Origin of the sequence: Chryseobacterium sp. SC28, assembly GCF_003932955.1 — a bacterium.
Classification (GTDB): Bacteria; Bacteroidota; Bacteroidia; order Flavobacteriales; family Weeksellaceae; genus Epilithonimonas.
This window is the reverse complement of the sequence record NZ_QOVY01000028.1, coordinates 1-25,168: the sequence shown is the minus strand read 5'-3', so window position 1 is coordinate 25,168 and position 25,168 is coordinate 1. Positions and strand designations below refer to the sequence as shown.

Here is a 25,168-nt window from a genome sequence, read left to right as displayed (position 1 = left end):
AGAATTACCTCCAAAATCACATCTTTTACAATGATTCAATATCTCAATTTCTTTGTTTTCAAAAGAAGTTTGAACAAAATTAAAATGAATTTATTCTAAATGCACAACAGGTTCTTTATTTATTTCACACCATTTAAACGCCCTTTTAGTATTTTTGTCCTAACTAAGAAATTAAAATGAAATCAAAAATATTGAATCTTATCATAGTACTTTCATTTTGTGGTTTGGCAAAATCGCAACTTACGATGCATAAGTTTATTACGGCCGGCTACGTCTATCAGAACCAAAGTTTCGGAGAAATAGGCGGAAAACTACTCTTTCTGAGTAATGATGATGTTCTTTTCCGTGTAGGCGCATCCGCATTGATGGGATCGGTTCATAACAAATTTGCCATAATGCCGAAAGTGAATGCCGACTTTCTGTTGAATTTTCAAAGAAATGTAGATTTTTATCATGCCCATTATTTTATCGTAGGAGCGGAGGCTTCTAATAAATATCTTGCGCCGAAAGCCGGCGTCAGCCTTTTTGGAATTCTGGATCTGACGGGCGGCTACGGATTTTCGCTCGATAAAGCGGGAATTAATGGCAAAGAACTCGAAGGTCTTAATATCAATTTCACAATAAATATCCCATTGGTTCTACTTAATTGATTTAACTTTTTAAATATGTTTGAATCAAATTAAAAAAAAATTGAAACTTTAACATTTCATTAACCTTTTGTTTGGACTTTTTTATTACTTTTACAAACTCAAAAAAAAGCGTATAGAATAAATTTACTTCATTAAAATTAGAAACAACCGAGTCGGAAAAATTAGTTACTTCAGTAATTAACGATTTGCCGGGTTTTATATTAAGAAGTATAATTATGAAATCGCAAACGGATAGCCAACTGATACTGCAATATCAAAATGGTGACGAAAAATCACTTTCATTGTTGATAATCAGGCACAAAAAAGACCTTTTCAGCTTTATCTATTATAAAGTGATGGATGAAGATTTGGCCAATGACATCTTCCAAGACACCTTTATCAAAATCATCGTGACGCTCAAGGAAGGGCGCTACAAAGAAGAAAACAAATTTATTCTTTGGGCAAAACGCATTGCTCAAAACCTCATTATCGACCATTACCGCCTGCAATCCAAAAATATTAAAATCTCCGAAACGTCTTATGAAAATGAAGAGTTTTCTATCTTCGATATCCTCAAAGAACCGGAAAGCAATATCGAAGACCGGCTGATTGACAGACAGATTAATGATGATCTATTGAGAATGCTTGTGATGCTGCCCGACAACCAGCAAGAGGTCATTAAACTCAGATTTTTCGATGGTCTCAGCTTCAAAGAGATTGCAGATCAAACAGATACGAGCATTAACACGACACTCGGCCGCGTGAGATATGCCCTAATTAATCTTAGAAAAATAATGGAAGAACATAAAATAATTTTGACAAAATAATAATAAATATTTTCTTTTGGCGTTATTGTTGTAAAAGTCAGCCTATGAAAAAAAACGACATTTTAACAACAAGAGCTTTGACGCCCAAAAAAGAAACAATCGATTTTCTGATGAATTATTCCAAGAATATTCATCCGATAAAAACTAAAAACAGGAAAACCATTTTAGTTTCAAAGAACTAAGCATTTTAGATTTTTAAATAATTGATTTTTATGATTGAACCTTCCTTCGTGGATCAAAAATGATTAGATTTGTGCCTTATGAAAAACGTAAGGCACATTTTTTTTGATCTCGACAATACCCTTTGGGATCACCGCAGAAATGCATATTTGACCATTAAAGAACTGTTCTCCCAACAAAATATCTCCCAAAATTATCACATCGATTTTGAAGCATTTCACGATGCTTACCACCAGATCAATGAAAAACTTTGGGAACAAATTCGAGATGGAGAAATAGACAAAGATTATCTCAGGAAGCACCGATTTTACGACACATTTCTGCGTTTCCAAGTTGATGACCAAGACTTGTCAGATTATTTCGAGCATCATTTTCTGGATGAGATTCTGAAATATAATGAACTGGTTCCGGGTGCGGCGGATCTTTTGGATTATTTGAAAACGAAAGAATATCAAATGCACATCATCTCCAATGGTTTCCAAGAAGTTACCGAGAGAAAATGCGTTTTATCCGGAATCGCTGATTATTTTGAAACGATCACGAGTGCAGATTCCGTAGGCGTAAGAAAGCCGGCTTCGGAGATTTTCCAACATTCCTTAGACTTAGCAAAAGCTGAAAAAGCAGAAAGCATTTTGATTGGAGACGACTGGATTGCCGATGTGAAAGGCGCGCAACGATTTGGCATCGATGTGATTTTCTTTGATGTTTTTGATGAAAATCCGCAGGTAGAAAATTTAAAAGTCATTAAAAATTTAGCAGAAATTAAAGATCTTTTATAAAAGTCCGCCTCTTTTGGAGAGGGATTTAGGGTGAGAATCAAATCCCCAAACTTTCTCTCACTCTTTTCATCGTGGCTGCTGCGATAACTCTCGTTTTTTTTGCGCCTTCTTGCAATTTGGCTTCAAGTTCCTCGAGATGATTCAAATAATAATCAAAAGTTTCTCTTTCCTTAGCAAATTTGGTAAGAATAAGATCCAATAATTCCTTTTTGGCGTGGCCATAACCATAATTTCCTGCCAAATATTTGGTGCGCAATTCTTCCGTTTGTTCAGGAGTGGCCACCAAGGAATAGATGGCGAAAACTTTATCGGTCTCCGGGTTTTTAGGATCTTCCAGCGGCGTAGAATCGGTTTCGATACTCATGATTTGCTTTTTCAATTCTTTCTCGGGCAAGAAAATGTTGATAATATTTCCTCTGGATTTCGACATTTTGTGTCCGTCGGTTCCCGGAACATATTTGGTGTCGCGCTGGAGCTCGGCCTGCGGCAATACCAGCACTTCGCCCATTTGATGATTGAATTTGGAGGCTACATCGCGCGCAATTTCCAGATGCTGAAGCTGATCTTTACCAACGGGAACAATCTCGGCATCGTAAAGCAAAATATCTGCTGCCATCAGCATTGGATACGTGAATAATCCAGCGTTTACATCGCTCAAGCGATCTGCTTTATCTTTGAAAGAATGTGCCAAAGTGAGTCTTTGATAAGGAAAAAAACACGACAGATGCCACGATAGTTCGCAGGTTTCCGGGATGTCGCTTTGGCGGTAGAAATACGTTTTTTCGGTGTCTAAGCCACAGGCAAGCCACGCTGCGGCAATCTCGTACGTATTTTTCTTAAGCTCTGCCGCATTTTTGATTTGCGTCAAAGAATGGAGGTTGGCAATGAACAAAAAGGACTCGTTCTCCGCTTTTTTGGATAGTTCTATGGCAGGGATGATGGCGCCTAAAAGGTTTCCCAAGTGCGGGGTTCCGGTGGCTTGTATTCCGGTAAGGATTCTAGACATTTTCAATAAGAATTTTAATTTCTGCTTTTAATTTTGGCAAATGATTAATGACCACAGACCAGATATTTTCGTCAGAAACGCTGTCATAAGCGTGGATGACGTGATTTCTAAGGGCGATAATGGCTTTGGATTCAGAGATTTTGTCCAAGTAATAAACATTTTTTTTCGTGATTTTATTGACAGTTTTACCAATTATTTCCAAATCCCTCTCTACGGCTCTTTTCAGCATTATACTTTGCTTATACTGAAGGAAATTCTTCGGTTCTGAGCCAAAATAAGATTCTATTTATGAAATAGCATTGTCAATATCATACAAGTATTTCAGGATTTTTTCGTCCATAAATCTGATATTTATTTGTATTGATTGATTGAATAAGGATTGGATTTTTCAATGCCTGCACTTCAACCAAATCAACTTCTTTTCCAAAATATTGAGATAAAGCGTCTTTTAATGACAAGTAATTATCAAAATAATCATAAAGATCCATAGGAGAAAATTTCACGAGAATATCGATATCGCTACTGTCATTGTAATTTTCCGACAGAACAGACCCAAATAGATACAAGTTCTCTACTTTATGTTCTTGGCACAAAGCATCAATGTGTTTTTTATCAAGAATCAAGTCTCTCATTGAACAAAAATAAGAAATTAATTTTATCCAAAAATACTTGGAGATTTGTCCTGCCAGCCGGCAGTTTTCCACAATTTTAATATTTAAAACTCCAATCCTTTTGGGAATGCTTTCCTTCGGAAGAGGTAAAGAAATAGGCCTCCAAGAGTGATAGAACTGTCGGCAACGTTGAAAATATACTTGAAAAACTCAATCCGATTGCCCCCAAAAATGGGAACCCAATCTGGCCAAACCGTATCGACCAAGGGGAAATGCAGCATATCGACCACGCAGCCTTTCATTAAATCTGAATAACCGTGACCAATGGGTGTAAGTTTGGAAACGCCGCTGTAATCGATCCAGCGGCCGGAAGCGGCATCATAAAATGTTCCGCTATCGAAAATGACTCCGTAAAAAACACCATCAATAACATTCCCGATGGCACCTGCAAAGATCATTGCCATTGGGATCACAAGGTAATTGGAAGCACCTTCTTTGACCCATTTTTTGAAAAGGAAAACCATTCCCACGGCCAGCGCAATCCGGAGAATGATCAGCGCATATTTGCCCCAAAGTCCTCCAAAATGAAGTCCGTAGGCCATTCCGGGATTTTCTACAAAAGTAAGTCTGAACCAGCTTAGTCCAAAGACGTTCACGCTTTCGCCGAGGTAGAAATGTGTCTTGACATAGATTTTCGAAAATTGATCGATGAAAAGGATCAGCAGCGTGATGGCAATTATTTTCTTCATTACAATCCTTTTGGTTTGGGTGTTCTGCCGATTTTTTTCTCTTTTCTGTCTGTTATTTTTTGGATGATTTTCTGGTTGTGAAAATTATTTTTGGTGTGAAATTTCTCAAATTCGATGTTCATATCTTTTAAGACACTTTTCAGCGCCGCCAGTTCCATCGGGTTTTTTGGATGTACAATTATGGATTCCATTTTGTAATTTTTTTAGTTTAAATCAAGATTATATTTAATTTTTCTTGACAAAAAATTTTTGCAAATGTACTTCAAATTCCTTATTTCTGGGACAATTCGTCGAGTCTTTTCCGGTCTTTTTCGGAAAGATCATCGAGGCCGTTTTTACCAATTTTGCCAAGCAATTTATCGATTTCGTCTTGTCGGTTCTTGCGTTTGGCGTTGAACTCGTCGTCGATGGTGCGATATTTTTCTGCGGGCGAAAACCAAATTTTTCCCGTCGTTTTTTGGAAAACAAAATAGCCAATGAAAATAAGTGCTAATAAAATAATAATAACAACTGCCATTTTTATAAAAAAATTACAAAGCAAAAGTGCCGAAACACCCCGTGCTTTGTATCAAAATTATTACATTATACGTTGAACTTAGGATTTTTTACAAGCGTTTTACCGCTGCATATTCTTAGCTTCTATGCTCAGAGTGGCGTGCGGCACGGCTTTCAACCTTTCTTTCGGGATCAGTTTCCCGGTGACTCTGCAGACGCCGTAGGTTTTGTTTTGGATTCGGATCAAAGCGTGTTTCAAGTCGCGGACAAATTTTTCCTGCCTTCCTGCGAGGATAGAATTTTGCTCTTTGCTGAGGGTCTCGGCGCCTTCTTCAAATGCTTTGAAGGTGGGCGATGTGTCGTCGGTTCCGTTATTCTGATCGTTGATAAAACTTTCTTTTATAAGTGCCAGATCGCGTTCTGCCTTGGCTATTTTTTCTTCGATTAACTGTTTGAATTCTTGCAAGTCGGCATCGCTATATCGTAATTTTTCGTCGGCCATTTCCTTTCCTTATTAATTGTTTGAATTTTATTTTTTTTTGGCTTTTCTTGAATTTTAGCAGCCACGCTGATGATTAAAAATTTGCCGTAATAAAATTAAAATAACAATAAAAATCATCAATTCATAATCTGTTAACATCACAGTAGAATTGCCTATCTTTTCTCAATTTTTACCTTAAATTTAGTTTCATCTATCTCTATTTCTTCAAAATTCGAGAGTGAATTTACAAATTCTATTTTATCTGACAACACTTCGGCAGAAATATATGCATTATTGTTAATAAATTCTTGCCGGAACGGCGAATCCTCTTCCAATTGAATTGATATTCTGTCGGTTAAGTCAAATTCTTTTTCCTTTCTCAAATTCTGAATTCTATTGACAAATTCTCTTGCAATTCCCTCCGATTTCAATTCTTCGGTGACCGTCAAATCCAATGCCACAGTCAGTTTTCCTTCACTTGCGACCGTCCAACCCGGGATGTCTTTGGTAAAAATTTCCACATCGTCCATTGTGATTTCATAACCAGAAACCGTCGCTTTTCCTTCTTTTTCCAATGCCGCAATCTGCGCAGAACTGAAGTTGGCGATCTCCGAGGCAACGGTTTTCATATCTTTTCCCAACCGCGATCCCAAGTTTTTGAAATTTGGTTTGACTTGTTTTACGATGAGATGCGCCGCTTCGTCTGCATTGATCAGTTCCAATTCCTTTACATTCACTTCTTGTTTTATTAATTCCGAAACCGCTAAAATCTGGTCTTCCGTTTTTTTATCCAAAACCGGAATCATCACTTTTTGAAGGGGCTGGCGAACTTTCACGTTTTCTTTCTTTCGCAATGAAAACACCATCGACGTGATCTGCTGTGCGAGATGCGTTTTCTCGACCAGTTCCTGATCAATCAAATTGTGATCCACAAGCGGAAAATCTGTCAAATGGACAGAATTGACCCGCTCTTTTCCGGTGACGCTATTCAAATCGCGGAAGAGCTGATCCGTAAAAAAGGGCGCAATAGGCGCAGATAATTTTGCAACGGTTTCCAGACAAGTATATAAAGTTTGGTAAGCGGAAATTTTGTCATCGCTGTAATCGCCTTTCCAAAAACGTCTTCTGCAAAGCCTTACATACCAATTGCTTAAGTTGTCGTTCACAAAAGTATAAATCGCTCGGGAAGCTTTCGTAGGTTCGTAATCTTCATAATAGGATTTGACGTCTTTTATCAATAAATTTAATTCAGACAAAATCCAACGGTCGATTTCCGGTCGGTTTTCAATATTGCTTTCCAAATATTTGAAACCATCGACGTTCGCATACAGCGCAAAGAAAGAATACGTGTTATAAAGCGTTCCGAAGAATTTTCGGCGCACTTCATCAATGCCTTCGATATCGAATTTCAGATTTTCCCAAGGATTGGCGTTGGAAATCATATACCAGCGCGTTGCATCCGGACCGTAAACGGAAAGTGTCTCGAACGGATCGACGGCATTCCCCAATCGTTTGGACATTTTCTGTCCGTTTTTATCGAGAACCAAACCATTGGAAACCACATTTTTATAAGCCACCGAATCGAAAACCGTTGTTGCAATGGCGTGCAAGGTGTAGAACCAACCGCGCGTCTGATCCACACCTTCGGCAATGAAATCTGCGGGGAAAGCCTTGCGTTTGTCCACCAATTCCTTGTTTTCAAAAGGGTAATGCAACTGCGCATAAGGCATCGCTCCGGAGTCGAACCAGACATCGATGAGGTCGCTCTCGCGCTTCATCGGTTTTCCGGATTCTGAAACCAAAGTGATTTGATCCACAATATTTTTATGAAGGTCAACCAACGCATAATTTTCCTCAGACATATTCCCAATCTCAAAACCTTTGAAAGGATTTTCTTTTTGGAAACCCGCATCGATGGATTTTTCAATCGCTTTATACAATTCCTCGACGGAGCCGATGATTACTTCTTCTTTTTTGTCTTCAGTTCTCCATATTGGCAACGGGATTCCCCAATATCTGGAGCGGGAAAGATTCCAATCGTTGGCGTTTTTCAACCAGTTTCCGAAGCGGCCTTCACCCGTATATTTTGGTTTCCAGTTGATGGTTTCATTCAGTTCAAACATTCGGTCTTTTACAGCAGTCATTTTGATGAACCAAGAATCCAATGGGTAATACAGCAAGGGCTCGTCTGTTCTCCAACTGTGCGGATAACTGTGAACATATTTTTCAACCTTGAAGGCTTTATTTTCTTTCCTTAATTTTAATGCAATGCGCTCATCAACAGAAAGATACGATTTCAAATCGGAGATGATGTGCTTCAATTTTTCTTTCTGAATATTGTATTCCGCTACTTTTTCGTCTTCGCTTAGATATTCGCCTTTCACATATTCATTCGCAAAACCATAAGTTTCATCTTTCACGATTGGTAAAAATCGGCCTTGCATATCAACCAGCGGAACCGGATTTCCATTGGCGTCCAAAACCAGCATTGGCGGCACTTCTGGCCTTGCTTCTTTCGCCACTTTCGCATCATCTGCGCCAAAAGTCGGCGCGGTATGCACGATTCCGGTACCATCTTCCGTCGTCACGAAATCTCCGGCAATCACTCGGAAAGCATTTTCCGGATTTTGATAAGGCTTGGCGTAATCTAATAACTGTTCGTAGCGGATTCCAACCAAATCCGCACCTTTGAATTCTGCTAAGATTTGATAGGGAATAATTTTGCTTTCCGAAGTATAATTGGTAAAATCTTCATCGGTTCCTTCCGCATATTTCTTCCCAAATTGTTTCGCAACCAAAGCTTTAGCCAAGACCACATTCACGGGTTCAAAAGTGTATTGATTGAAAGTTTTTACCAAAACGTAATCGATTTTTGGCCCAACCGTCAAAGCGGTGTTGGAAGGCAAAGTCCAGGGCGTGGTTGTCCAAGCCAGGAAATATACATTATCCTCCCCAATCCCCTCCAAAGGAAGGGTTTTCAGAGCGTGTAAAAATTTGTTTGTTTGAGCTCCCTCTTCTTTGTTAAGGGTTGAGGTGAGAATCTTGAATTGCGCCACAACCGTCGTGTCCGAAACATCACGATAAGCGCCAGGCTGATTCACTTCGTGAGAAGATAAACCTGTTCCGGCTTTCGGAGAATACGGCTGCACGGTGTAACCTTTGTAAAGCAACCCTTTATCATAAATCTGTTTCAAAAGCCACCAAACCGATTCCATATATTTTGGTTTATAGGTGATGTACGGATCTTCCATATCCACCCAATAACCGATTTTTTCGGTCATATCGTTCCAAACATCGGTGTAGCGCATCACGGCGTTTTTGCAAGCTTCGTTGTATTCTTCGATGCTGATTTTCTTGCCAATGTCTTCTTTGGTAATTCCCAATTCTTTCTCAACGCCCAATTCCACAGGAAGGCCGTGCGTGTCCCAACCTGCTTTTCGGAAAACCCGCTTTCCGTTTTGAGTTTGAAAGCGGCAAAAAATATCCTTGATAGCTCTGGCCATCACGTGGTGGATGCCCGGCATTCCGTTGGCAGAAGGCGGTCCTTCGTAGAAAACAAATTCCGGTTGCCCTTCGCGGATTTCCACGGATTTTTTGAAAGTATCGTTGGTTTTCCAAAATTCTGCGACGTTTTGGGCCGTTTCGGTGAGGCTAAGGTTTTTATATTCGGGGAACTTGCTCATTGTCAATCTCTAAAATCTGTTTCTGATAGATTAAGTTTGCGAATTTAGTGATTTTTGTCGATTTTTAAAGTATAATTTTTTCGTGGACTATGCTTGCGCAAAGATGAGATTCGGATTTAAGAATAATAAAAAAAGACCGTTGAGGCAACGCCTCCAAACATTCCTTGAATAAGCTTTTGAAGGAGAAACAATTTTGAAATCAGGACTTCTGAACTATTTGTATCAAAAAAACCGCTATTTTTGCAAAAATTTTTCGGAATGCCAAAAAACTTAGTAATCGTCGAATCTCCCGCAAAAGCAAAAACAATTCAGAAATATTTAGGCAGCGATTTTGAGGTGAAGTCCAGCTTCGGACACATCCGCGATCTGCCTAAAAAAGGAATGGGAATCGACCTGACGAATTTCACGCCGGAATATGAAGTCTCAGCAGATAAAAAGAAATTGGTGGCAGATCTGAAAGCCTCTGTGAAAAAAGCCGAAATGGTTTGGCTGGCCTCCGATGAGGATCGCGAGGGAGAAGCCATTGCCTGGCATCTTGCCGATGAACTGAAACTGAAACCCGAAAACAGAAAAAGAATCGTCTTCCACGAGATTACCAAAAACGCCATCCTAAAAGCCATTGAAAATCCGAGAGATATTGATCAAAACCTGGTCAATGCACAGCAAGCAAGAAGGGTTCTAGACAGGATCGTGGGGTTCGAAATGTCGCCCGTACTTTGGAAAAAAGTGAAGCCCGGACTTTCCGCAGGACGCGTACAGTCGGTTGCGTTAAGATTGGTGGTGGAAAGAGAAAAGGAGATCCGGGCGTTTGTGCCGAAGCCGAGTTTCAAGGTGGAAGGAATTTTTTTAAATAATGAAAAGCAGCAAATCTTAGCAAAGCTTAAAAAAGATTTTGAGAAAGAATCTGAGGCAGAAAACTTCCTAAATCTGGCAAAATCTACAGAGTTCAAAGTTCTGAATGTTGAAACAAAACCAGGAACGCGAACGGCTTCGGCGCCGTTTACCACTTCCACTTTGCAGCAGGAAGCCTCATCTAGACTCGGCTACAACGTGACCACCACGATGCGCCTTGCGCAAAGACTTTATGAGGAAGGATTCATCACCTATATGAGAACCGACTCCGTGAATCTTTCGCAAGAAGCCATCAACGGCGCGAAAGCACAGATCCTTTCAGAATATGGCGAGAATTACTCAAAACCTAGAAATTACACCACCAAATCCTCATCGGCGCAGGAAGCACACGAAGCCATCCGCCCGACCGATTTTTCTTTAAAATCAATTGCAGACGCCCAGCTGAACAAATTATACCAGTTGATTTACCGACGAACTTTGGCTTCACAAATGGAAAATGCGAAAATAGAGCGCACGGTGATCGAAATTGGAAATGCCGCATTGCCACAACAGTTCGAAGCGCAGGGCGAAGTCATTATTTTCGACGGTTTCCTGAAAGCTTACGGCATCGTAAAAACAGAGGATGAAGATGACGACAACCACGAAAAATTGCTCCCAAAAGTTTCTGTGGGCGAAGTGCTGGACTATAAAAACATCACAGCTACAGAAAAATTCACCAGACCGGCAGCCCGCTTTACCGAGGCTATGCTGGTAAAGAAATTGGAGGAATTGGGAATTGGGCGTCCCTCCACCTACGCTCCCACGATCCAGACCATCCAGAATCGGGAATATGTGGAAAAAAAAGAGATAGAACCGCAAACGCGAGAGATTGTCAAAATGACATTGGGAAAATCGGGTATCAAAAAAGAAGTGTTGCAGGAGAAATTCGGTGGTGACAAAAACAAATTTGTTCCGACGGACATTGGCGAAGTGGTGAACGATTTCCTTACCAATAATTTCGCAGAGATTCTGGATTATGGCTTCACGGCCAAAGTGGAAGAAAGTTTTGACCATATTGCAAGTGGCGATCAGAAATGGAAGGAAATGATGACGGATTTCTACTCTAAATTCCATCCAAGAATTGAGGATGTGGAAGAAAATGCAAATCGTGCCAATGGCGAAAGAATCCTCGGCAAGGATCCGAAATCCGGAAAAAATGTGTATGCAAGAATTGGACGATTTGGTCCGATGATCCAGATTGGCGAGCAGGACGATGAGGAAAAACCTAAGTTTGCCTCGCTGCTGGCGCATCAGAATATCTCAACCATAAGTTTGGACGAGGCTTTGGAACTTTTCAAACTGCCTTTTGATTTGAAGGATGTAGATGGGCTTCCGGTGACGGTGGGCGTCGGAAGATTTGGGCCTTACGTGAAGTGGGGCGAGACGTACATCAGCATCCCGAAAGGGGAAGATCCGCTTTCCGTAGATCAAGAGCGGGCGGAAGAGATCATCCGCGAAAAAAATCTTGCCGATGCGCCCATTGCCCAATACAAAGGAGAACCTGTGACCAAGGGAAGCGGCAGATTTGGTCCTTTCATCAAATATAAAAATATCTTTATCAATGTTCCGAAGCGCTACAACTTCGAGAATCTGTCTCAAAGCGACATCCAGGAACTCATCGAAGCAAAGCTGGAGAAAGAAGCCAACCGCTACATCCAACATTGGGAAAAGGAAAAAATCTCGATCGAAAATGCCAGATGGGGACCGATCGTAAAATTGGGAAAAAACATTTACAAAATCCCAAAAAAGAAAGACGGCTCCAAATATGAAGCAGAGGATCTGCAAGAAGTTTCGCTGGACGAAGTGAAAAAATGGATCAAGGCGCAAGACCCGAAAGCCTTTGCGGAGAAAAAGAAACCTGCTGCGAAGAAAGCACCGGCGAAGAAAAAGTGACTTGTTTGAAAGTTTCGCAGACTTTTTCCCCAATTTGGAATAAGGGCTGTTTTCTTATTTAAAGTATGAAGTGAAACGCTTATTACTTTTTTTGCTTTTCATATATAATGCGCTATTAAATCAATCGTTTAATTGCTCATCATAACACTATAGTAACCTTGTCAATAAAGCGTTGAGTAGCTTGGGTTTGGGTTGATATTTTATTTTCAGTCAATTGCATTTATAAAATATTGATTTTGTTTGAGTTTAAACTTTTAACTAGGAAATCACAGAGTGCACCAAAAAATTTATGATAATGAGAAGATGGACTTTGATAAATTCTGTTTATAATATTCTGCTGGTAAGATGTGAATCCATTTGGTCCTCTATGAAAAGTATTCCTTATTAAGGTAATTTCATATAATGTATCAAAAAGCTCTTCAAATTTTTCTTGCAATACATTTTCTTCAAAATACAAAACGAATAAAACAGCTCTCAATTTTACTTGAAAATCATTTTTTTTGTCTTTGGAGTTGGCATTTGGGTTGTTGAAATAGGTGTCATAATCTGCATCGCTAAAATAACTCGGACTTCTGTTATAATCGTTATACTTAAAAATTATGTTTTGAATTTTAAAACCAGTCGAATATGGTGTCAATACAAATTGTTTTGCAACATTGTCAAAACTTCGGTTTGCAAAAGCTTTATTTGTTCGATTTTGTAAAATGTGATTCCATAATTTGCTTTGATTATTTGTGTTTTCTATACTCCACAATTGTGTTACAATTGCTTCTATTTGTTGGTAAATACATTGGCAAAATCGCTCAAAGTTATCCCTTCTTCGCTGGTGTTCCATTTGAGTATAATCTGCAAGTAATTGTTCTTTAATAATCTGTGGAAAATTTACAAAATAAGGGATTGAAGAATAAAACTCGTTTGCTTGTTTTGTAATTACACTTTCAATAGAATATTCTTGAATATCCGTAAGTCGTAACTTTTGAAATGCAAATTGGTCTTTGGCGTGCTTAATAAAAAGCCGTTCGATTTCTGGCAAGTTTGGGTCTGATGGATTTGACAGTTTTAAGTCCTGCATTTTGTCAAACACATTCATTAAAAACTTTAGCTTTTCGCTTTCTATTTCTTCATTTGTCATTTGAATATTGTTTTCAATTTGTTGTTTGCATTTGTATATCCGTTTCTGTCTAATTCATTAAGTATTTCAAGAATTCCCTTTGATAAATCTAGAGACTCGTGGTTTGAATCTTTTTGAATCACTGTTCCAATTTCCGTTTTGTTATTTTTGCCGTTCAATTCACTGTACAATTCATCAAAACTCATTTTTTGTTTCAAAAATATTTCATCTTTTGCACCTCGTACCATACCTAAGAACAAAATTTTTCCATTGAGGTAGTTATAAAATTGAGGTGTTGTACCGCCATACCTTAAAAAGCCTTTTTTCTCTGGAAATTGAACTAGGAATTTTTGTTGTGTAGCATAAGTTCCAAATTTTTTCCAACACATTAGCCAAAAACGAACATCTTTCAAATATTTTCTATCGACATTGCTCTTTCTATTAACAATTATGCCTGTTACAGATTGTCTTTCCCCTCCGACTTGAAGTCTTTCTTTTTCAAAATTAATTTTGAATTTCTCCTGAACTTCGATAATGTCAATTAGTGTTTTTTTGAATGTTTCATCAAAAACTGGTTTGTTGGCTGAAAATGTGATGTCGTCCGCATACCTTGAATAAGTAGCATTTATGCTTTTTGCATACTTATAAAGTTTTTTATCAAGCCTTTGACAAACCAAATTTGTTAACGTTGGCGATGTTGGTGCACCTTGTGGTAAGCAACCATTGTCGCAACAAAGGTTTGCTATTAGATAACCCAAATATCCTTTTCCTTTTCCTTTCTCTTCCGATGTTTTCTTTTTTTCCTTGTTAGAGTTTATTTCATTTGCATCAGTCAAATTAAACGGGGCTAAACCCAATACAGCTTTTATTCTTCTAAATTCGGTGCTTGGGAAAAAGTCCTTTAAGTCGGTGTTAAAAACAAATTGTTTTCCGATATGTACTTTTGCATTATCAACAATACTCTTTTTAGGAACAAAACCAGTAGCGGTAAAGTGAGGTGTAAAGACTGCATTCAATATTTCGTTGATACATTTTTGAATAGTTTTTAGCTTGTAGCGTGGTGCTGAAATGGGTCTTTCTCCTCCGCTTTTCTTTTTAATTGTAAACTGCTTGTATCTGTTTGCAGGTTTAAAAGCATAATAATTTAAGTGCTTTGCCTCGATTATGATAGCTGTTTTTTCGCTACGTTTTGGAAACTTCAAGGCATACACCCAACTTAACAGTTGAGCCAACTCTTCAACGGTTTTCGTTTTCGCAAAGCGAACTTTTATTTCTTCTATATTTTCAGGCGTTAATCGCATATTGATTTTAAAAAATGAAGCGCCAACTGATTTTCTTTATGGATGAATCCATCATAAATTCAATGATATCAATATTCATTTATTCATATTTTATTATAATATATTAATTATTTACTGATATAGTCAATAACTAAATGTCATTATAACTCAATGCTGAACAATGAAAATAACTACCATTTAAACAGCCATTGCTGGCCGACATTGCAAATCGCAATGAACAGTGCAAAATCATTTTGTTGGCACTTCAAGGAACAAATTTATCACTTAATAAATAACTCTAAAGGTCAAATTCAGTCTTTCTCCAATTTTGTGTGCAGTCTTTGGAACTTGATGTTGCCAAAAATGCTGCGTTGTTCCACCCATCACCAGGAAAGTTCCGTGTTTTAACTCTACTTCAAATTTTTCTTTATGGTCGTCAATTCTTCGTAATTGAAATTTTCGGGTTGCTCCAAAATTTACCGAACCAATAATTGGATTTTTTCCTAATTCTTTTTCAGCGTCTGTATGCCAACCTACATAATCTTGCCCGTCACGGTAGCGGTTAAGTAGTACACTCGAAAATTTCACTTTGGCTTCTGCTTCAATTTTTTCTTTTATCTGCAAAAGTTCGTCAGTCCAAGGCAATGGATTAAGGGTTATGCCAGAATATGTGTAAGGTTTATTATTGTCGCCATACCAAGCCGAAAGGCGTGGCAAAGGCAATTCCTTTCCGTACATCATTATTTTGTCTTGTTTCCATTCTATTGTTTCCAAAAGTGTTTTGAAAATTCTATCGCTTTCCGCTTTATCGAAAAATGCAGGATGATAAAGCAATTCAGCATCTTTCAATTTGATAATTGGATTAGGGGTTTCAATTGTTTGCCCGAATAAATCCGCTTGAATATTATTGTCCATATCTTGTAAATTTAATTATTTATAGGTTCGTTTTGAAAATGTATTCCACTCTTGAAATTGACTTTGTAATCTTCCTCATTGCACTTGGTCGGAAAACTTCGGTAACAATGGAACTGCCGTTTGATGACAATAAATCTGACTGACCAAACATTTTGTAAAAGGTCTGTAATCGGAGTCTATTTATTGGGCTAACGCAAACAAAATAATTCAAGCCGTCAAAGTTACTTGTTACATTTTTAAAAACTTGATTCAAGTCCAATGAATGTATGTCAAGCACATTTGAAAAAAGGTGAATCTTGATTTTACTACTTGACTGATACCCCTTAATAGAAAGGCTGGTATCAGCCTTTTCATTTATTGAATAGGTTTTTGGTTTTGGCTTTCTTTGATAGATGGCATCAATATGCTCTAATCCTCTTTGTAGAGCCATCGAAGATGGCTCAATTAAAGTGAATTTGGACAAATCAAGATTGATGTTATTATTCTTGATAAAGTCTATTATAACACAAGATGCAAAAGCCTGCCCGCAACCCCAGTCTATAATTTCAGCCGATTTGTTGTTAAAATCCACTTTGGCAAATAATGATGCAAAAGCAAGGTTTAGTTTGTGTTGGTGCATATCAGCGTATGAAGCCAAATACGTATTGAGTTGTTCGGCTGTTTGCAAAATGGCTGTACCATTTCGAAGTTGGCTATAATATCTTGAATATCCATCAACTGGGAATTGTTGAATGTTGAACTCACAAATTGCTTTGAAAGTTGGGTTTACTGCAATTGAAGATTTTACATTGTTTGCGTAGTTGTTGCTCATATTTTCCATATTTTGTTTTTAAATATTGATTTGATGATGCAAAGATGAAATCTATATATTCAGTCAAACTGAACTGATAAATTTCTATTTTCTTTGCTTTTTCAATTATTTATTTGATTACGATGCAAACAAACACTACATTTGTTCAGTCAAACTGAACAGATATGCCAATAAATAAAAAAGCACTAACACGCTATCTTGCTTACGATAGGTGTCTAAGGAATACAGGAGCCAAATACACTTGGCAACGGTTACTAGATGAAGCCAACAAAGCCTTATTGGAAGAAGGTTTGGAAGGAATTGGGAAAACTCAATTTTATGCTGATATGAAGTATATGGAATTGTCGGAATGGAAAGCCCCAATTGAGAAATACAAAGATGGTAGAACTGTATATTTCAAATATTCCGATTCAGCATATTCCATAAATAACCAACCATTAAACGAAACAGAAGCAAAGCAATTAAAGTCAGCTTTGCAAGTATTGTCAAGGTTTAAAGGCATTCCGCAATTTGAGTTTATCAATGAAATAATTCCTGCCATTGAATCTAAACTTGGTTTGGTAAGCCTTGAAAGAGAAGTAATATCATTTGAAAATAATTTGGATTATGAAGGTTCAAAATTCATTACGCCTTTGTTCAATGCTATTGTAAACAAAAGATCTTTGACTGTTGAATATCAAGACTTCAAAAATCTATTGCCTTATATAATATTGTTTCACCCATATTATTTGAAACAATATAATAACCGATGGTTTGTCTTTGGTTATAATGAATTTACCAAAAATGAATACTGGAATATGGCCCTGGATCGTATTACAACTATAGAAGAATCCAAAACCAAGTACATTGATACTGAGGTCGATTGGGAGGATTATTTTTATGATTTAATTGGTGTTACAAAAAAATATGATGATGAGTTGCAAACTATCACGTTATGGTTTTCTCCAGAGCAGGCGCCCTATGTTATAACGAAACCAATACACGCCACACAAAAAAAAATTACCAATAATGAATATGGTTTAGAAATTTCAATAAAAGTTATCCCCAATTATGAGTTAGAAAAATTAATTTTGTCGTTTGGGGAAACTGTCAAAGTTTTGAGTCCTCAGTCATTTCAAAAAACCATTTTAAGCAGGTTATACAAGTCAACATTAATTTATTAAATTTCTAACTGAGAGCGGGTTTGCCTTTAAAAATAAACATAAACCTAGCTTTATTCCCACAGTTGGGAAAACTATATCCGATTTTTTTGTGAATGTTTTGATCTGGGAATGCTTCTTATTTTTATTTTCCAATTTCAGAATTAATTTTAATATTTTTAACACCTGAAAGAATTTCAAAATTAATTTTAGAATGAGCGAAAAATTAGGATGGACCGAGCTGAAAAGCTTCCCATGGACGGTTTTTTTTGTGGCAATTTTTATATGGATTGCCCTTGCCGGCGCCAATTTCTATTACCAAAGCATCGGCGGTTTCACAGGCACGGGCATTCTTTTTCCGATCTCGGTGATCTATCCCAATTCGTTTTTATGGACAGGATTTGTGTCGGCGTTTGCATTTCTTTTCATAGGAATCTTCGCTTTCCGATATGCCGAAAAACTGAATGTTTACCTTTTATTTCTGATGGCTATTGTGCTCGTGATCTTAGGAAATCTGAGTCAGGGAAATTTCGACATCGCTTTTCTGCAGCCGTTTTATCTGAAAGGCAGACAATATTATGCAGACGCCATTAATATTACCGACGGAAGTGTTTGGCTGAGAGATTTCACCAAAAATTTGGAACATTTTCAGCTTCACACCAAGACGCATCCGCCCTTTGCGACGCTTCTGCATTTCTGGATTTTGAACCTTTCCAATATCGAAACTTTGGCGATTGTGTTTTTTGCAATCGGTTGTTTGGCTTTTCCATTATTCTATCAGATTCTGGTTTATCTCGGCTTCGAGGAGAGCAGAAGAAAGCGGATGTTGCTTTTGTTTGCGGTGATTCCTTCGGTCAATATTTATCTTTTGGTTTCCCTCGATGCGTTGGTTTTGACTTCTACTTTGATTTTTCTTCTGGGCTTTGCGCGGATTTTTCATCAAAAAGAAATTGATGCTATTTCGTTTTTGCTCATTAGTTTGGGACTGATTTTGACCAATCTGATCACGTTTTCAGGCTTATTTTTGTTTGCGTTTTTAGCATGTTTCAGTTTCTATTTTGTGTTGAAAGGAAAATGGAATTTTGTTTGGCTGAGTCTGATGACCGCTATGCTTTTTGTATTGAGTTTCATTCTTATTTGCGCGACGACGGGCTACAATCATCTGGAAACGTTTTTGCTGGCTTCGCATTCCGAGAATCCCGAAGGTTTCCGGCTTTTGCATCAGCCTTTCATCTATTTTATGACCCGGCTGGAGGACGTTGCCGAGGTTTTACTTTTTTTGTCTTTCGGGTTTTTAGCTGTTTTCTTTTCGAAAAAATCGCAAAGAGCAGTTTTTGGAAATAGAAATATCAATATTCTGTTTTTCTCGGCTATTGCAGCGATATTTTTGATGCTTCTCACAGGCGCGTACGGCACGGGCGAGACGGCGAGAGCTTGTCTGTTTTTGGTTCCGTATTTTTTAATATTGCTTAAGGATGTTAATTCGAACCAATTCAAAATCTTATTTCATCTGTGTCTTTTTCAAACTTTTGGGATGCAGATGATCGGAAATTTTTATTGGTAGGGAAATAAGACCTATTTTTGAAACAAATAACAAGAAGCTCGTGAGGCTGCTCAAATGAATTTTTTACATCCCGTTTTCAACGTATTATTCATTTTTCTTATCATTTACAGTTTTGTAGAGGTGTATGGAGATGGGAAGAAGACACCGCCTATCGTGCTGTGGTTGGTAGGCATTTATATGATTTTGGTCATTGGCCTCAGGAACTATGTGGGGGCAGATTATCCCATCTATTATGAGATGTACGGCCATTATTTCCCGACCATCGACTACTCGGCCTTGGTAGATAAAATGCTTTTTAGGAAAACCGATTATGACATAGAATGGCTGTACATTTTCCTGAATAAATTGGTTTACGAGACCGGCAGCCAGTTTTATATTTTTACCCTGGTAAGCGCTATTATAACTATCGGCGGAAAGCTGATTTTCTTCTCCAAAAATTCAAAGTTTCCCGTTTTCACAGTTCTGCTTTTTATGATTCCGAACTATTTTATTGCCGATAGCGGACATATGAGGCAGGCACTCGGTATGACAGTCTGCATGCTTTCTTTTAAGTTTGTTAAAGAAAGAAAGATTTGGTGGTATCTTTTGTGTATGTATTTGGCATTCGGATTTCATAAATCTGCCATCATCTTTTTCCCGGTTTATTGGCTGGCGGCAGTACCGATGAATGCAAGAAGAATATTCTATGCTGTCTTGGTGTGTGTCCTGTTATCTCCATTCCAACTTTATAGTTTTTTCTCGTCTTTTTTAGACACGCTCAATGTTCAAGATGTATCTAACGGATATAATGGATATGTCAGTTACGAAGCAAAATCTTCGAGTTTTATGGACGGTTTGGCGCTCACATATAGCGTTCTCCTCATCACATACGATAAAGCAGCTTGTGAAAAAATCTATTATTACGAATACATGCGGAATATTCTGGTGGGTGGCGTTTGTCTTTATTTCATTATGAGAAGCAATCCCATTTTTTCCACCCGATTGGTAGGGCCCTATTTAGCGTTTGCTCCGGTAGTGATCACCAATATTATTTTCGCCGTCAATAGGGACACCAAAAGAATGCTGCATTTGTTTTTTGTGTCATTTATGATATTTTATTATTTCGTATTTGTAAGATACCAAGGCGCGGCAGGAAGATTTACCCCGGACACGTACCAAAATATACTTTGGAATCACTAAAAAAACAAAAAATGACGGCAAAACAAAAGATTCTTCTACTAGTAATGATGGGGCTCGGATTACTGATTTTCTTGGACATTCGTGCTGCAACAAGTAGCTCGGGAGTATATGTGTATGCGTCGGAGCAGGCCAACACCCATTGGTCTGTGGCCAAGAATTTTGCAGAGTGGGGTGTTTGGGGTATTTCGCCGTATCAATTTTCTTCAGCGAGCTCATCCCCTCTTTTCACATTTCTTTTATCAATTCTAATAAAGATTTTTGGGAATTCGAATTATATTCCATTAATTGCAAACAGTCTTGCTGCACTATTTTTAATCTCTATCCTTCACACCTATCTGAAGCAGTTTACTATCCGGATCTATGCCATCTTTATGATAGCCATTATTCTGCTGATGCCACTACATAAGGAGATCACGGCCGGAACAGAATACGTTTTCTACAGCCTTTCAATGATATTGTTTTTGCGCGCTTTTCAAAAATATCTGGCAAGTGAAACACCCAGAAATTTTTCCAATATGGCCTTGCTTTCCATTTTGGCAACGGGTTTCCGGTACGAGAGTTTGATTCTCATCTTTTTCTTTTGTGCCTATCTGGTAATCATCAGGAACGACTTTGTAAAAAGCTTAGCGCTATGGTGCTGTGCCATAATGCCGCTTTTGGTCTATGGATGGATTTCTGTATCGCACGGCTCGTCTTTCTTGCCGGTTTATATGTTTCCAAGGCTCGAAACGACCGATGGCGTCAAAGATTTACTCAAAAACTTGAGTGGAAACGCTTATCAAGGGGCGACGGTTTTGATATTGATGTTATTTCTTCTCATTCAAATCTTCATCCAATCGGGCACTCAGAAAACGCTGGCAGATAAAATTTCCAAAAACCCGCTTGCAGCTGTGGTTTTTTGCGGCGTTGCAGCCCAGCTGGTCATAGCTCCAATTGTGGGAATAGTAATAAACCAATCCGCTTCAATCGTTATGATTCTCTTTACACTTGCACCTATTACCAATGATTTTATTCAAAAAAAAGTGGGAAATACAGAACTGAAATCACCGCAAAATTCAGAATTTTGAAGTAGCTTTAGTTTTTAGACGAAAGCTCTTATGAGTTTTGAATAAAGCATCGCTATTTTATTCTATTTTTAAATCTAAAACCTATTAAAAAAAGGTAAAGTATCCTAATATTTATAAATTAGAAGCCATGAACTTCGAAGATTTTATTATTCCGCCAAAGCAAATCCGAACCGAGAACTGGCAAATCGGAGACAAAATCGGCAACGAGATAAAGGAAGACAGCATCGTTTTGCTTTTTGTTTCAGATTGCCGCGGTGCCGATGGCGAGGCAGAAAGCTGCGATTTTACCCCAGTTCGCAGCGCATTTTATAACCTATCCCAACTCGATTTTGATATTCCCGTCGTAGATCTCGGCGATCTGATCTCCGGGAAGACGCCGCAAGATTCGCATTACATCCTGCAGGAAGTTTTGTCGGCCTGTCATTACAAGAATGCCATTCCCATCGTCGTTGGCGGAAGCACTGATTTTGCTTTTTCACTTTTTTCAGCACTCAATTTTCATCAGAAAGACATTATTTATACCCAAATCAGCAACGTAGTTTCGCTCAAGCAAGACGACGAGATGCACGAGAACAGCTTCCTGAGCAAGATCTTGGGTTCCAAAAATTTGGCTATCAAACACTACCATCATCTTGGTTATCAGAAACATCTGAACGATCCGGAGTCTGTAAAACTAATCAAGGATGTCAACTTCGACATCGTGCGGCTTGCAGAAATGATGACCTCTACCGAGAAAACCGAACCATACTTCCGAAAAGCAGATTTGGTGACGATAAACTGCGATGCCGCCGAAAGTTTTGGCGATGCTTTCTCCCTGCATCCGCAGGTGAACGGCCTCAGCAGAAGAGAAATCTGTGCGTATATGAAGGAAATCGGGCTGGGCGAAAGGCTGAGATCCGTCGGGATTTTCAATTACAATATCAATTCCGATTCGGTACTCAATCATCAGCTCTTGGCACAGATGATTTGGTATCTCATAGAAGGCATCAATATTCAGAGGTCGCACCCGAAAGAGAAATCTTTCGAAACGTTTTTTGTTCTGATTGGTGAGGAGCAATACGCCTTCAAGCGCGATGTCTTCAGCAATCTGTGGTATTTTGGCGAGGATGAGGATATAGACCGTTGCATTCCCTGCTCGCGTTCGGATTTTGAGGACGCCAAAAGGGGATTTTTGAACTCCAGATTTATACGAAGTTAATGAACGCCGATGTTTCCATAAAAGTTTCCGTTATCGTTCCCGTTTATAATGTCGAGTTATATTTGGAAAAATGCCTATCATCATTGGTTCGTCAAACTTTGCAGCAAATCGAAATCCTGGTCATCAATGACGGGAGCAGCGATCATTCGCAACCAATTATCGATAAATTTCAGGAGAGATATCCGGACAAAATTTTTGGCTTCAGCAAAGACAACGGCGGGCTCAGCGATGCGAGAAATTACGGGATTGAGCGGGCAAAAGGACAATATATCGGTTTTGTGGACAGCGACGATTACGTTTCGGAAACGATGTTTGAGGAGATGTACGTTTTGGCGGAAAAGCATCAGGCCGAAATGGTTATTTGTAATCTCCAAAAAGTGGACGAAGAAGGAAACATTACTCAAAAATTAACACAGCTTCCTGGCTTTCCCGAGAAAATTGTTTTGGAAGATCATCTTTCTGTGTTCTCAGACATTTCTTATTTTGCCTGCAACAAGCTTTTTAAAAAAAGTCTTTTTGAAGGGAAAAGATTCAAAAAAGGAATTCATTTTGAAGATATCGAGTTGATCCCGCAGATTCTCCTCGAGTGTCATATTTTAGCTTTTACGCCCAAGTTTCATTATCAATATTTGGAAAGGAGAGATTCTATCAGCAAAAGTCACACAACGCAAGGTTTGGATATTCTGAATGCAGTTGCAACTGTGGAAAATGCATTTAAAAAAAGCCGATTTTCCGATCAAAAAACGGCCTTGAAGAACTTTCAGATTTTGGAAGGCGTCTACACTTTTTTGGCCTATTTGGCTTATGTGAAGCGAGATTCTGATTTTTACAAAATGGCCAAGGTTTTAGATGAATTTGTGAAAACGAAAGGTCTGAAAACGAAAGAAATGATACAATATAAGCGGTTTGGTAAGAATTATCTGCTATCTTTGCCCATGAAAAAAAAATTATATTATCTCTTATATTTTTTCGGATTTAAGAGTGTCATCAGGAGATTAATGCGCCAGCATTAAAATCCAGAACAATCAACACAAATGAGCAATTTCCAAGTATTTATAGAAAGTCAGGGACTGTCTTTTTTTTATTTCAAGATCATTTTGGGTTTTAGCTTTTCATTTCTGATTACCTATGTTTCTATACCCGCTATTATCAAAATATCGAGAAGAAAAAATCTCATGGATGAGCCCGGCACCCGAAGTTCGCATCTCAGCAAGATTCCGAATCTGGGGGGAGTAGCCATTTTTTTCTCGCTGGGAGTGTGCGCTCCTATTTTCGCATACGAACTGTTTGACCGATACAAGTTCTTATTTGCCTCCTTGATTATATTGTTCTTTATTGGCGTGATGGACGATATAATGGTTTTGCAAGCCTATAAAAAATTACTTGCCCAAGTTCTGGTTTCCGCATTAATAGTCGTTGGCTCGGATGTGAGAATCAGGAGTCTTTTCGGCCTTTTTGGGATCTATGAGATCAACTATTTTGTCAGCATTATTATTAGTATTCTCACCTTCATCGGTCTGATTAACGCATTTAATTTAATCGATGGCATCGATGGCTTGGCGGGGAGTTACACCTTGGTGACGAGTGCCTTATTCGGCGTTAGTTTTTACAGATTAGGACATGCAAACGATCCTCTTGTTATTTTATGTGCTATCATCATTGCAGCGTCGTTCGGGTTTTTGATCTATAATTTGTCGAATAAAAGAAGTTCAAAGATTTTCATGGGCGATACGGGATCAATGATTCTGGGCTTCCTGCTGGCTTTTACAGGCATTTCGTTTATCGAGATTTTTATTGCAAAGCGCGATGAGGTCTTCTATCATCTCCAATCGGCACCCGTGATTGCTGTGGCTATTCTCATCCTGCCGATTATCGATACCATTACGGTCATTGCTACGAGAATTTATCACGGCAAATCGGTGTTTTCGGCGGACAGGAATCATATCCATCACAAATTATTAAATCTCGGATTGACTCACCGGCGCTCCACGGCTTATATTATCGCCTATTTTCTGCTGATCATCGTGGTAAGCTATTTTTTAAGGCATTTGGATGTCAATTTTTTATTATTGATAGTGCTGGTGTTGGAATTTTTGGGTGCTTATTTGCCTATATTTTTATTAAAGTTTAAAAAAGATTAAAATAATTATATTTTTGTAAAAAATGATTAATGAGAAAAGCCTATCGGTTTAGCGTATTTCTATTGCTATTGCTCTGTGGACTGTCGTCCTGCATTTCGCAGAAAGACATTCGCTATCTGCAGCCAAGTGAAAGTCTCACCATCAACGAGGAAGGTTTGGTGCCTTATAATGTGCCTGAATATAGAATTACAAAGGGTGATATTTTGACACTGAACGTCGTCACGACGCCCAAAGGTGATGCAGCGCAATTCTATTCGTCCCTCAATGCATCAACATCCGGAGCTACCGGCGGAGCGCCCACTACACCCGTTGGCGGAATATCCTCCAATAGCGGAAGCAATGCAACGGGAGGAAATCCGACTTTCTATTTTAATGGACTGAAGGTGGACTCCAATGGCGACGTTAACATCTTCGGAATAGGATATGTAGTCTCTCCTTAAGCTACCTATAATTTACTGATTATTAGTATTTTGGGTTTAAAATAGCTTGTTTTTTATTGCAAGAATTTGTATCTTAGAGCTTTAAAACCTTGCAAATAT

25 protein-coding genes are annotated in these 25,168 nt (G+C 38.5%); 13 read left to right on the top strand and 12 right to left on the bottom strand.

What is annotated here, in order from left to right; all coding sequences use genetic code 11:
• The first annotated feature begins 176 nt into the window (after positions 1-176).
• The 4 genes from DTW91_RS11965 (at position 177) to DTW91_RS11955 (ending at position 2,415) form a co-directional block, all read left to right on the top strand.
• A complete protein-coding gene (locus tag DTW91_RS11965) occupies positions 177-650 on the top strand; it encodes a hypothetical protein (RefSeq protein WP_125203598.1) in 474 nt (157 codons plus the stop codon).
• Positions 651-865: 215 nt separating this feature from the next.
• Entirely contained in the window at positions 866-1,456 is a 591-nt protein-coding gene (locus tag DTW91_RS11960) for an RNA polymerase sigma factor (RefSeq protein WP_125203597.1), read from the top strand.
• Between the two features lie 44 nt (positions 1,457-1,500).
• Positions 1,501-1,638 (top strand): hypothetical protein, encoded by a 138-nt coding sequence (locus DTW91_RS12750; RefSeq protein WP_185144783.1) that lies wholly within the window; start codon positions 1,501-1,503, stop codon positions 1,636-1,638.
• A 78-nt stretch (positions 1,639-1,716) separates the two neighbouring features.
• A complete protein-coding gene (locus tag DTW91_RS11955; RefSeq protein WP_125203596.1) occupies positions 1,717-2,415 on the top strand; it encodes a YjjG family noncanonical pyrimidine nucleotidase in 699 nt (232 codons plus the stop codon).
• Positions 2,416-2,452: 37 nt separating this feature from the next.
• On the opposite strand, the gene trpS is transcribed toward DTW91_RS11955, so the two are convergent.
• The 8 genes from trpS to ileS all read right to left on the bottom strand — a co-directional run bounded on the left by trpS (position 2,453) and on the right by ileS (position 9,440).
• Positions 2,453-3,421: a tryptophan--tRNA ligase gene (gene trpS, locus DTW91_RS11950; protein WP_125203595.1), complete on the bottom strand. Its 969-nt coding sequence runs from the start codon at positions 3,419-3,421 to the stop codon at positions 2,453-2,455.
• Positions 3,414-3,707, bottom strand: a complete 294-nt coding sequence (locus DTW91_RS11945) for a DUF86 domain-containing protein (protein WP_228412718.1) — start codon at positions 3,705-3,707, stop codon at positions 3,414-3,416. The genes trpS and DTW91_RS11945 overlap by 8 nt, the downstream gene beginning before the upstream one ends.
• Positions 3,708-3,729: 22 nt before the next feature.
• The gene (locus DTW91_RS11940; RefSeq protein WP_228412717.1) at positions 3,730-4,125 is read right to left on the bottom strand and encodes a nucleotidyltransferase family protein; all 396 of its coding nucleotides are present in this window, start codon (positions 4,123-4,125) and stop codon (positions 3,730-3,732) included.
• A gap of 11 nt (positions 4,126-4,136) precedes the next feature.
• A complete protein-coding gene (locus DTW91_RS11935) occupies positions 4,137-4,781 on the bottom strand; it encodes a lipoprotein signal peptidase (protein ID WP_125203593.1) in 645 nt (214 codons plus the stop codon).
• Positions 4,781-4,972 (bottom strand): DUF2683 family protein, encoded by a 192-nt coding sequence (locus DTW91_RS11930; protein WP_125203592.1) that lies wholly within the window; start codon positions 4,970-4,972, stop codon positions 4,781-4,783. The genes DTW91_RS11935 and DTW91_RS11930 overlap by 1 nt, the downstream gene beginning before the upstream one ends.
• 80 nt (positions 4,973-5,052) lie before the next feature.
• Positions 5,053-5,298: a DUF6576 domain-containing protein gene (locus DTW91_RS11925; protein ID WP_125203591.1), complete on the bottom strand. Its 246-nt coding sequence runs from the start codon at positions 5,296-5,298 to the stop codon at positions 5,053-5,055.
• Between the two features lie 99 nt (positions 5,299-5,397).
• Complete coding sequence (locus tag DTW91_RS11920) at positions 5,398-5,778, bottom strand: TraR/DksA family transcriptional regulator (RefSeq protein ID WP_125203590.1); 381 nt, start codon at positions 5,776-5,778, stop codon at positions 5,398-5,400.
• 152 nt (positions 5,779-5,930) lie between these two features.
• Entirely contained in the window at positions 5,931-9,440 is a 3,510-nt protein-coding gene (gene ileS, locus DTW91_RS11915) for an isoleucine--tRNA ligase (RefSeq protein WP_125203589.1), read from the bottom strand.
• Positions 9,441-9,698: 258 nt separating this feature from the next.
• On the opposite strand from ileS, the gene topA reads away from it, so the two are divergent.
• Positions 9,699-12,224, top strand: coding sequence for a type I DNA topoisomerase (gene topA / locus DTW91_RS11910; RefSeq protein WP_125203588.1), 2,526 nt, complete (start codon positions 9,699-9,701; stop codon positions 12,222-12,224).
• Between the two features lie 220 nt (positions 12,225-12,444).
• On the opposite strand, the gene DTW91_RS11905 is transcribed toward topA, so the two are convergent.
• The 4 genes from DTW91_RS11905 to DTW91_RS11890 form a co-directional block, all read right to left on the bottom strand.
• Entirely contained in the window at positions 12,445-13,356 is a 912-nt protein-coding gene (locus tag DTW91_RS11905; RefSeq protein WP_125203587.1) for a hypothetical protein, read from the bottom strand.
• The gene (locus tag DTW91_RS11900) at positions 13,353-14,636 is read right to left on the bottom strand and encodes a reverse transcriptase family protein (RefSeq protein ID WP_125203586.1); all 1,284 of its coding nucleotides are present in this window, start codon (positions 14,634-14,636) and stop codon (positions 13,353-13,355) included. Before DTW91_RS11900 ends, DTW91_RS11905 begins: the two co-directional genes overlap by 4 nt.
• Positions 14,637-14,900: 264 nt before the next feature.
• A complete protein-coding gene (locus DTW91_RS11895; RefSeq protein WP_125203585.1) occupies positions 14,901-15,530 on the bottom strand; it encodes an alpha-ketoglutarate-dependent dioxygenase AlkB family protein in 630 nt (209 codons plus the stop codon).
• A gap of 19 nt (positions 15,531-15,549) precedes the next feature.
• Positions 15,550-16,341 carry a hypothetical protein gene (locus DTW91_RS11890; RefSeq protein ID WP_125203584.1) on the bottom strand — a complete coding sequence of 264 codons (792 nt, stop codon included), beginning with the start codon at positions 16,339-16,341 and terminating at the stop codon, positions 15,550-15,552.
• Positions 16,342-16,505: 164 nt separating this feature from the next.
• On the opposite strand from DTW91_RS11890, the gene DTW91_RS11885 reads away from it, so the two are divergent.
• The 8 genes from DTW91_RS11885 (at position 16,506) to DTW91_RS11850 (ending at position 25,069) form a co-directional block, all read left to right on the top strand.
• Positions 16,506-17,504 carry a helix-turn-helix transcriptional regulator gene (locus DTW91_RS11885; RefSeq protein ID WP_125203583.1) on the top strand — a complete coding sequence of 333 codons (999 nt, stop codon included), beginning with the start codon at positions 16,506-16,508 and terminating at the stop codon, positions 17,502-17,504.
• A gap of 190 nt (positions 17,505-17,694) precedes the next feature.
• Positions 17,695-19,044 (top strand): hypothetical protein, encoded by a 1,350-nt coding sequence (locus tag DTW91_RS11880; RefSeq protein WP_125203582.1) that lies wholly within the window; start codon positions 17,695-17,697, stop codon positions 19,042-19,044.
• A 54-nt stretch (positions 19,045-19,098) separates the two neighbouring features.
• Positions 19,099-20,223, top strand: a complete 1,125-nt coding sequence (locus DTW91_RS11875; protein ID WP_125203581.1) for an EpsG family protein — start codon at positions 19,099-19,101, stop codon at positions 20,221-20,223.
• Between the two features lie 11 nt (positions 20,224-20,234).
• Positions 20,235-21,290, top strand: a complete 1,056-nt coding sequence (locus DTW91_RS11870) for a hypothetical protein (RefSeq protein WP_125203580.1) — start codon at positions 20,235-20,237, stop codon at positions 21,288-21,290.
• Positions 21,291-21,417: 127 nt separating this feature from the next.
• Entirely contained in the window at positions 21,418-22,488 is a 1,071-nt protein-coding gene (locus tag DTW91_RS11865; protein ID WP_125203579.1) for an arginase family protein, read from the top strand.
• Positions 22,488-23,501 carry a glycosyltransferase family 2 protein gene (locus DTW91_RS11860; protein ID WP_125203578.1) on the top strand — a complete coding sequence of 338 codons (1,014 nt, stop codon included), beginning with the start codon at positions 22,488-22,490 and terminating at the stop codon, positions 23,499-23,501. The genes DTW91_RS11865 and DTW91_RS11860 overlap by 1 nt, the downstream gene beginning before the upstream one ends.
• Positions 23,502-23,522: 21 nt before the next feature.
• Positions 23,523-24,629, top strand: coding sequence for a glycosyltransferase family 4 protein (locus DTW91_RS11855; protein WP_125203577.1), 1,107 nt, complete (start codon positions 23,523-23,525; stop codon positions 24,627-24,629).
• Positions 24,630-24,658: 29 nt separating this feature from the next.
• Positions 24,659-25,069, top strand: a complete 411-nt coding sequence (locus DTW91_RS11850) for a hypothetical protein (protein WP_125203576.1) — start codon at positions 24,659-24,661, stop codon at positions 25,067-25,069.
• Positions 25,070-25,168: the final 99 nt, after the last annotated feature.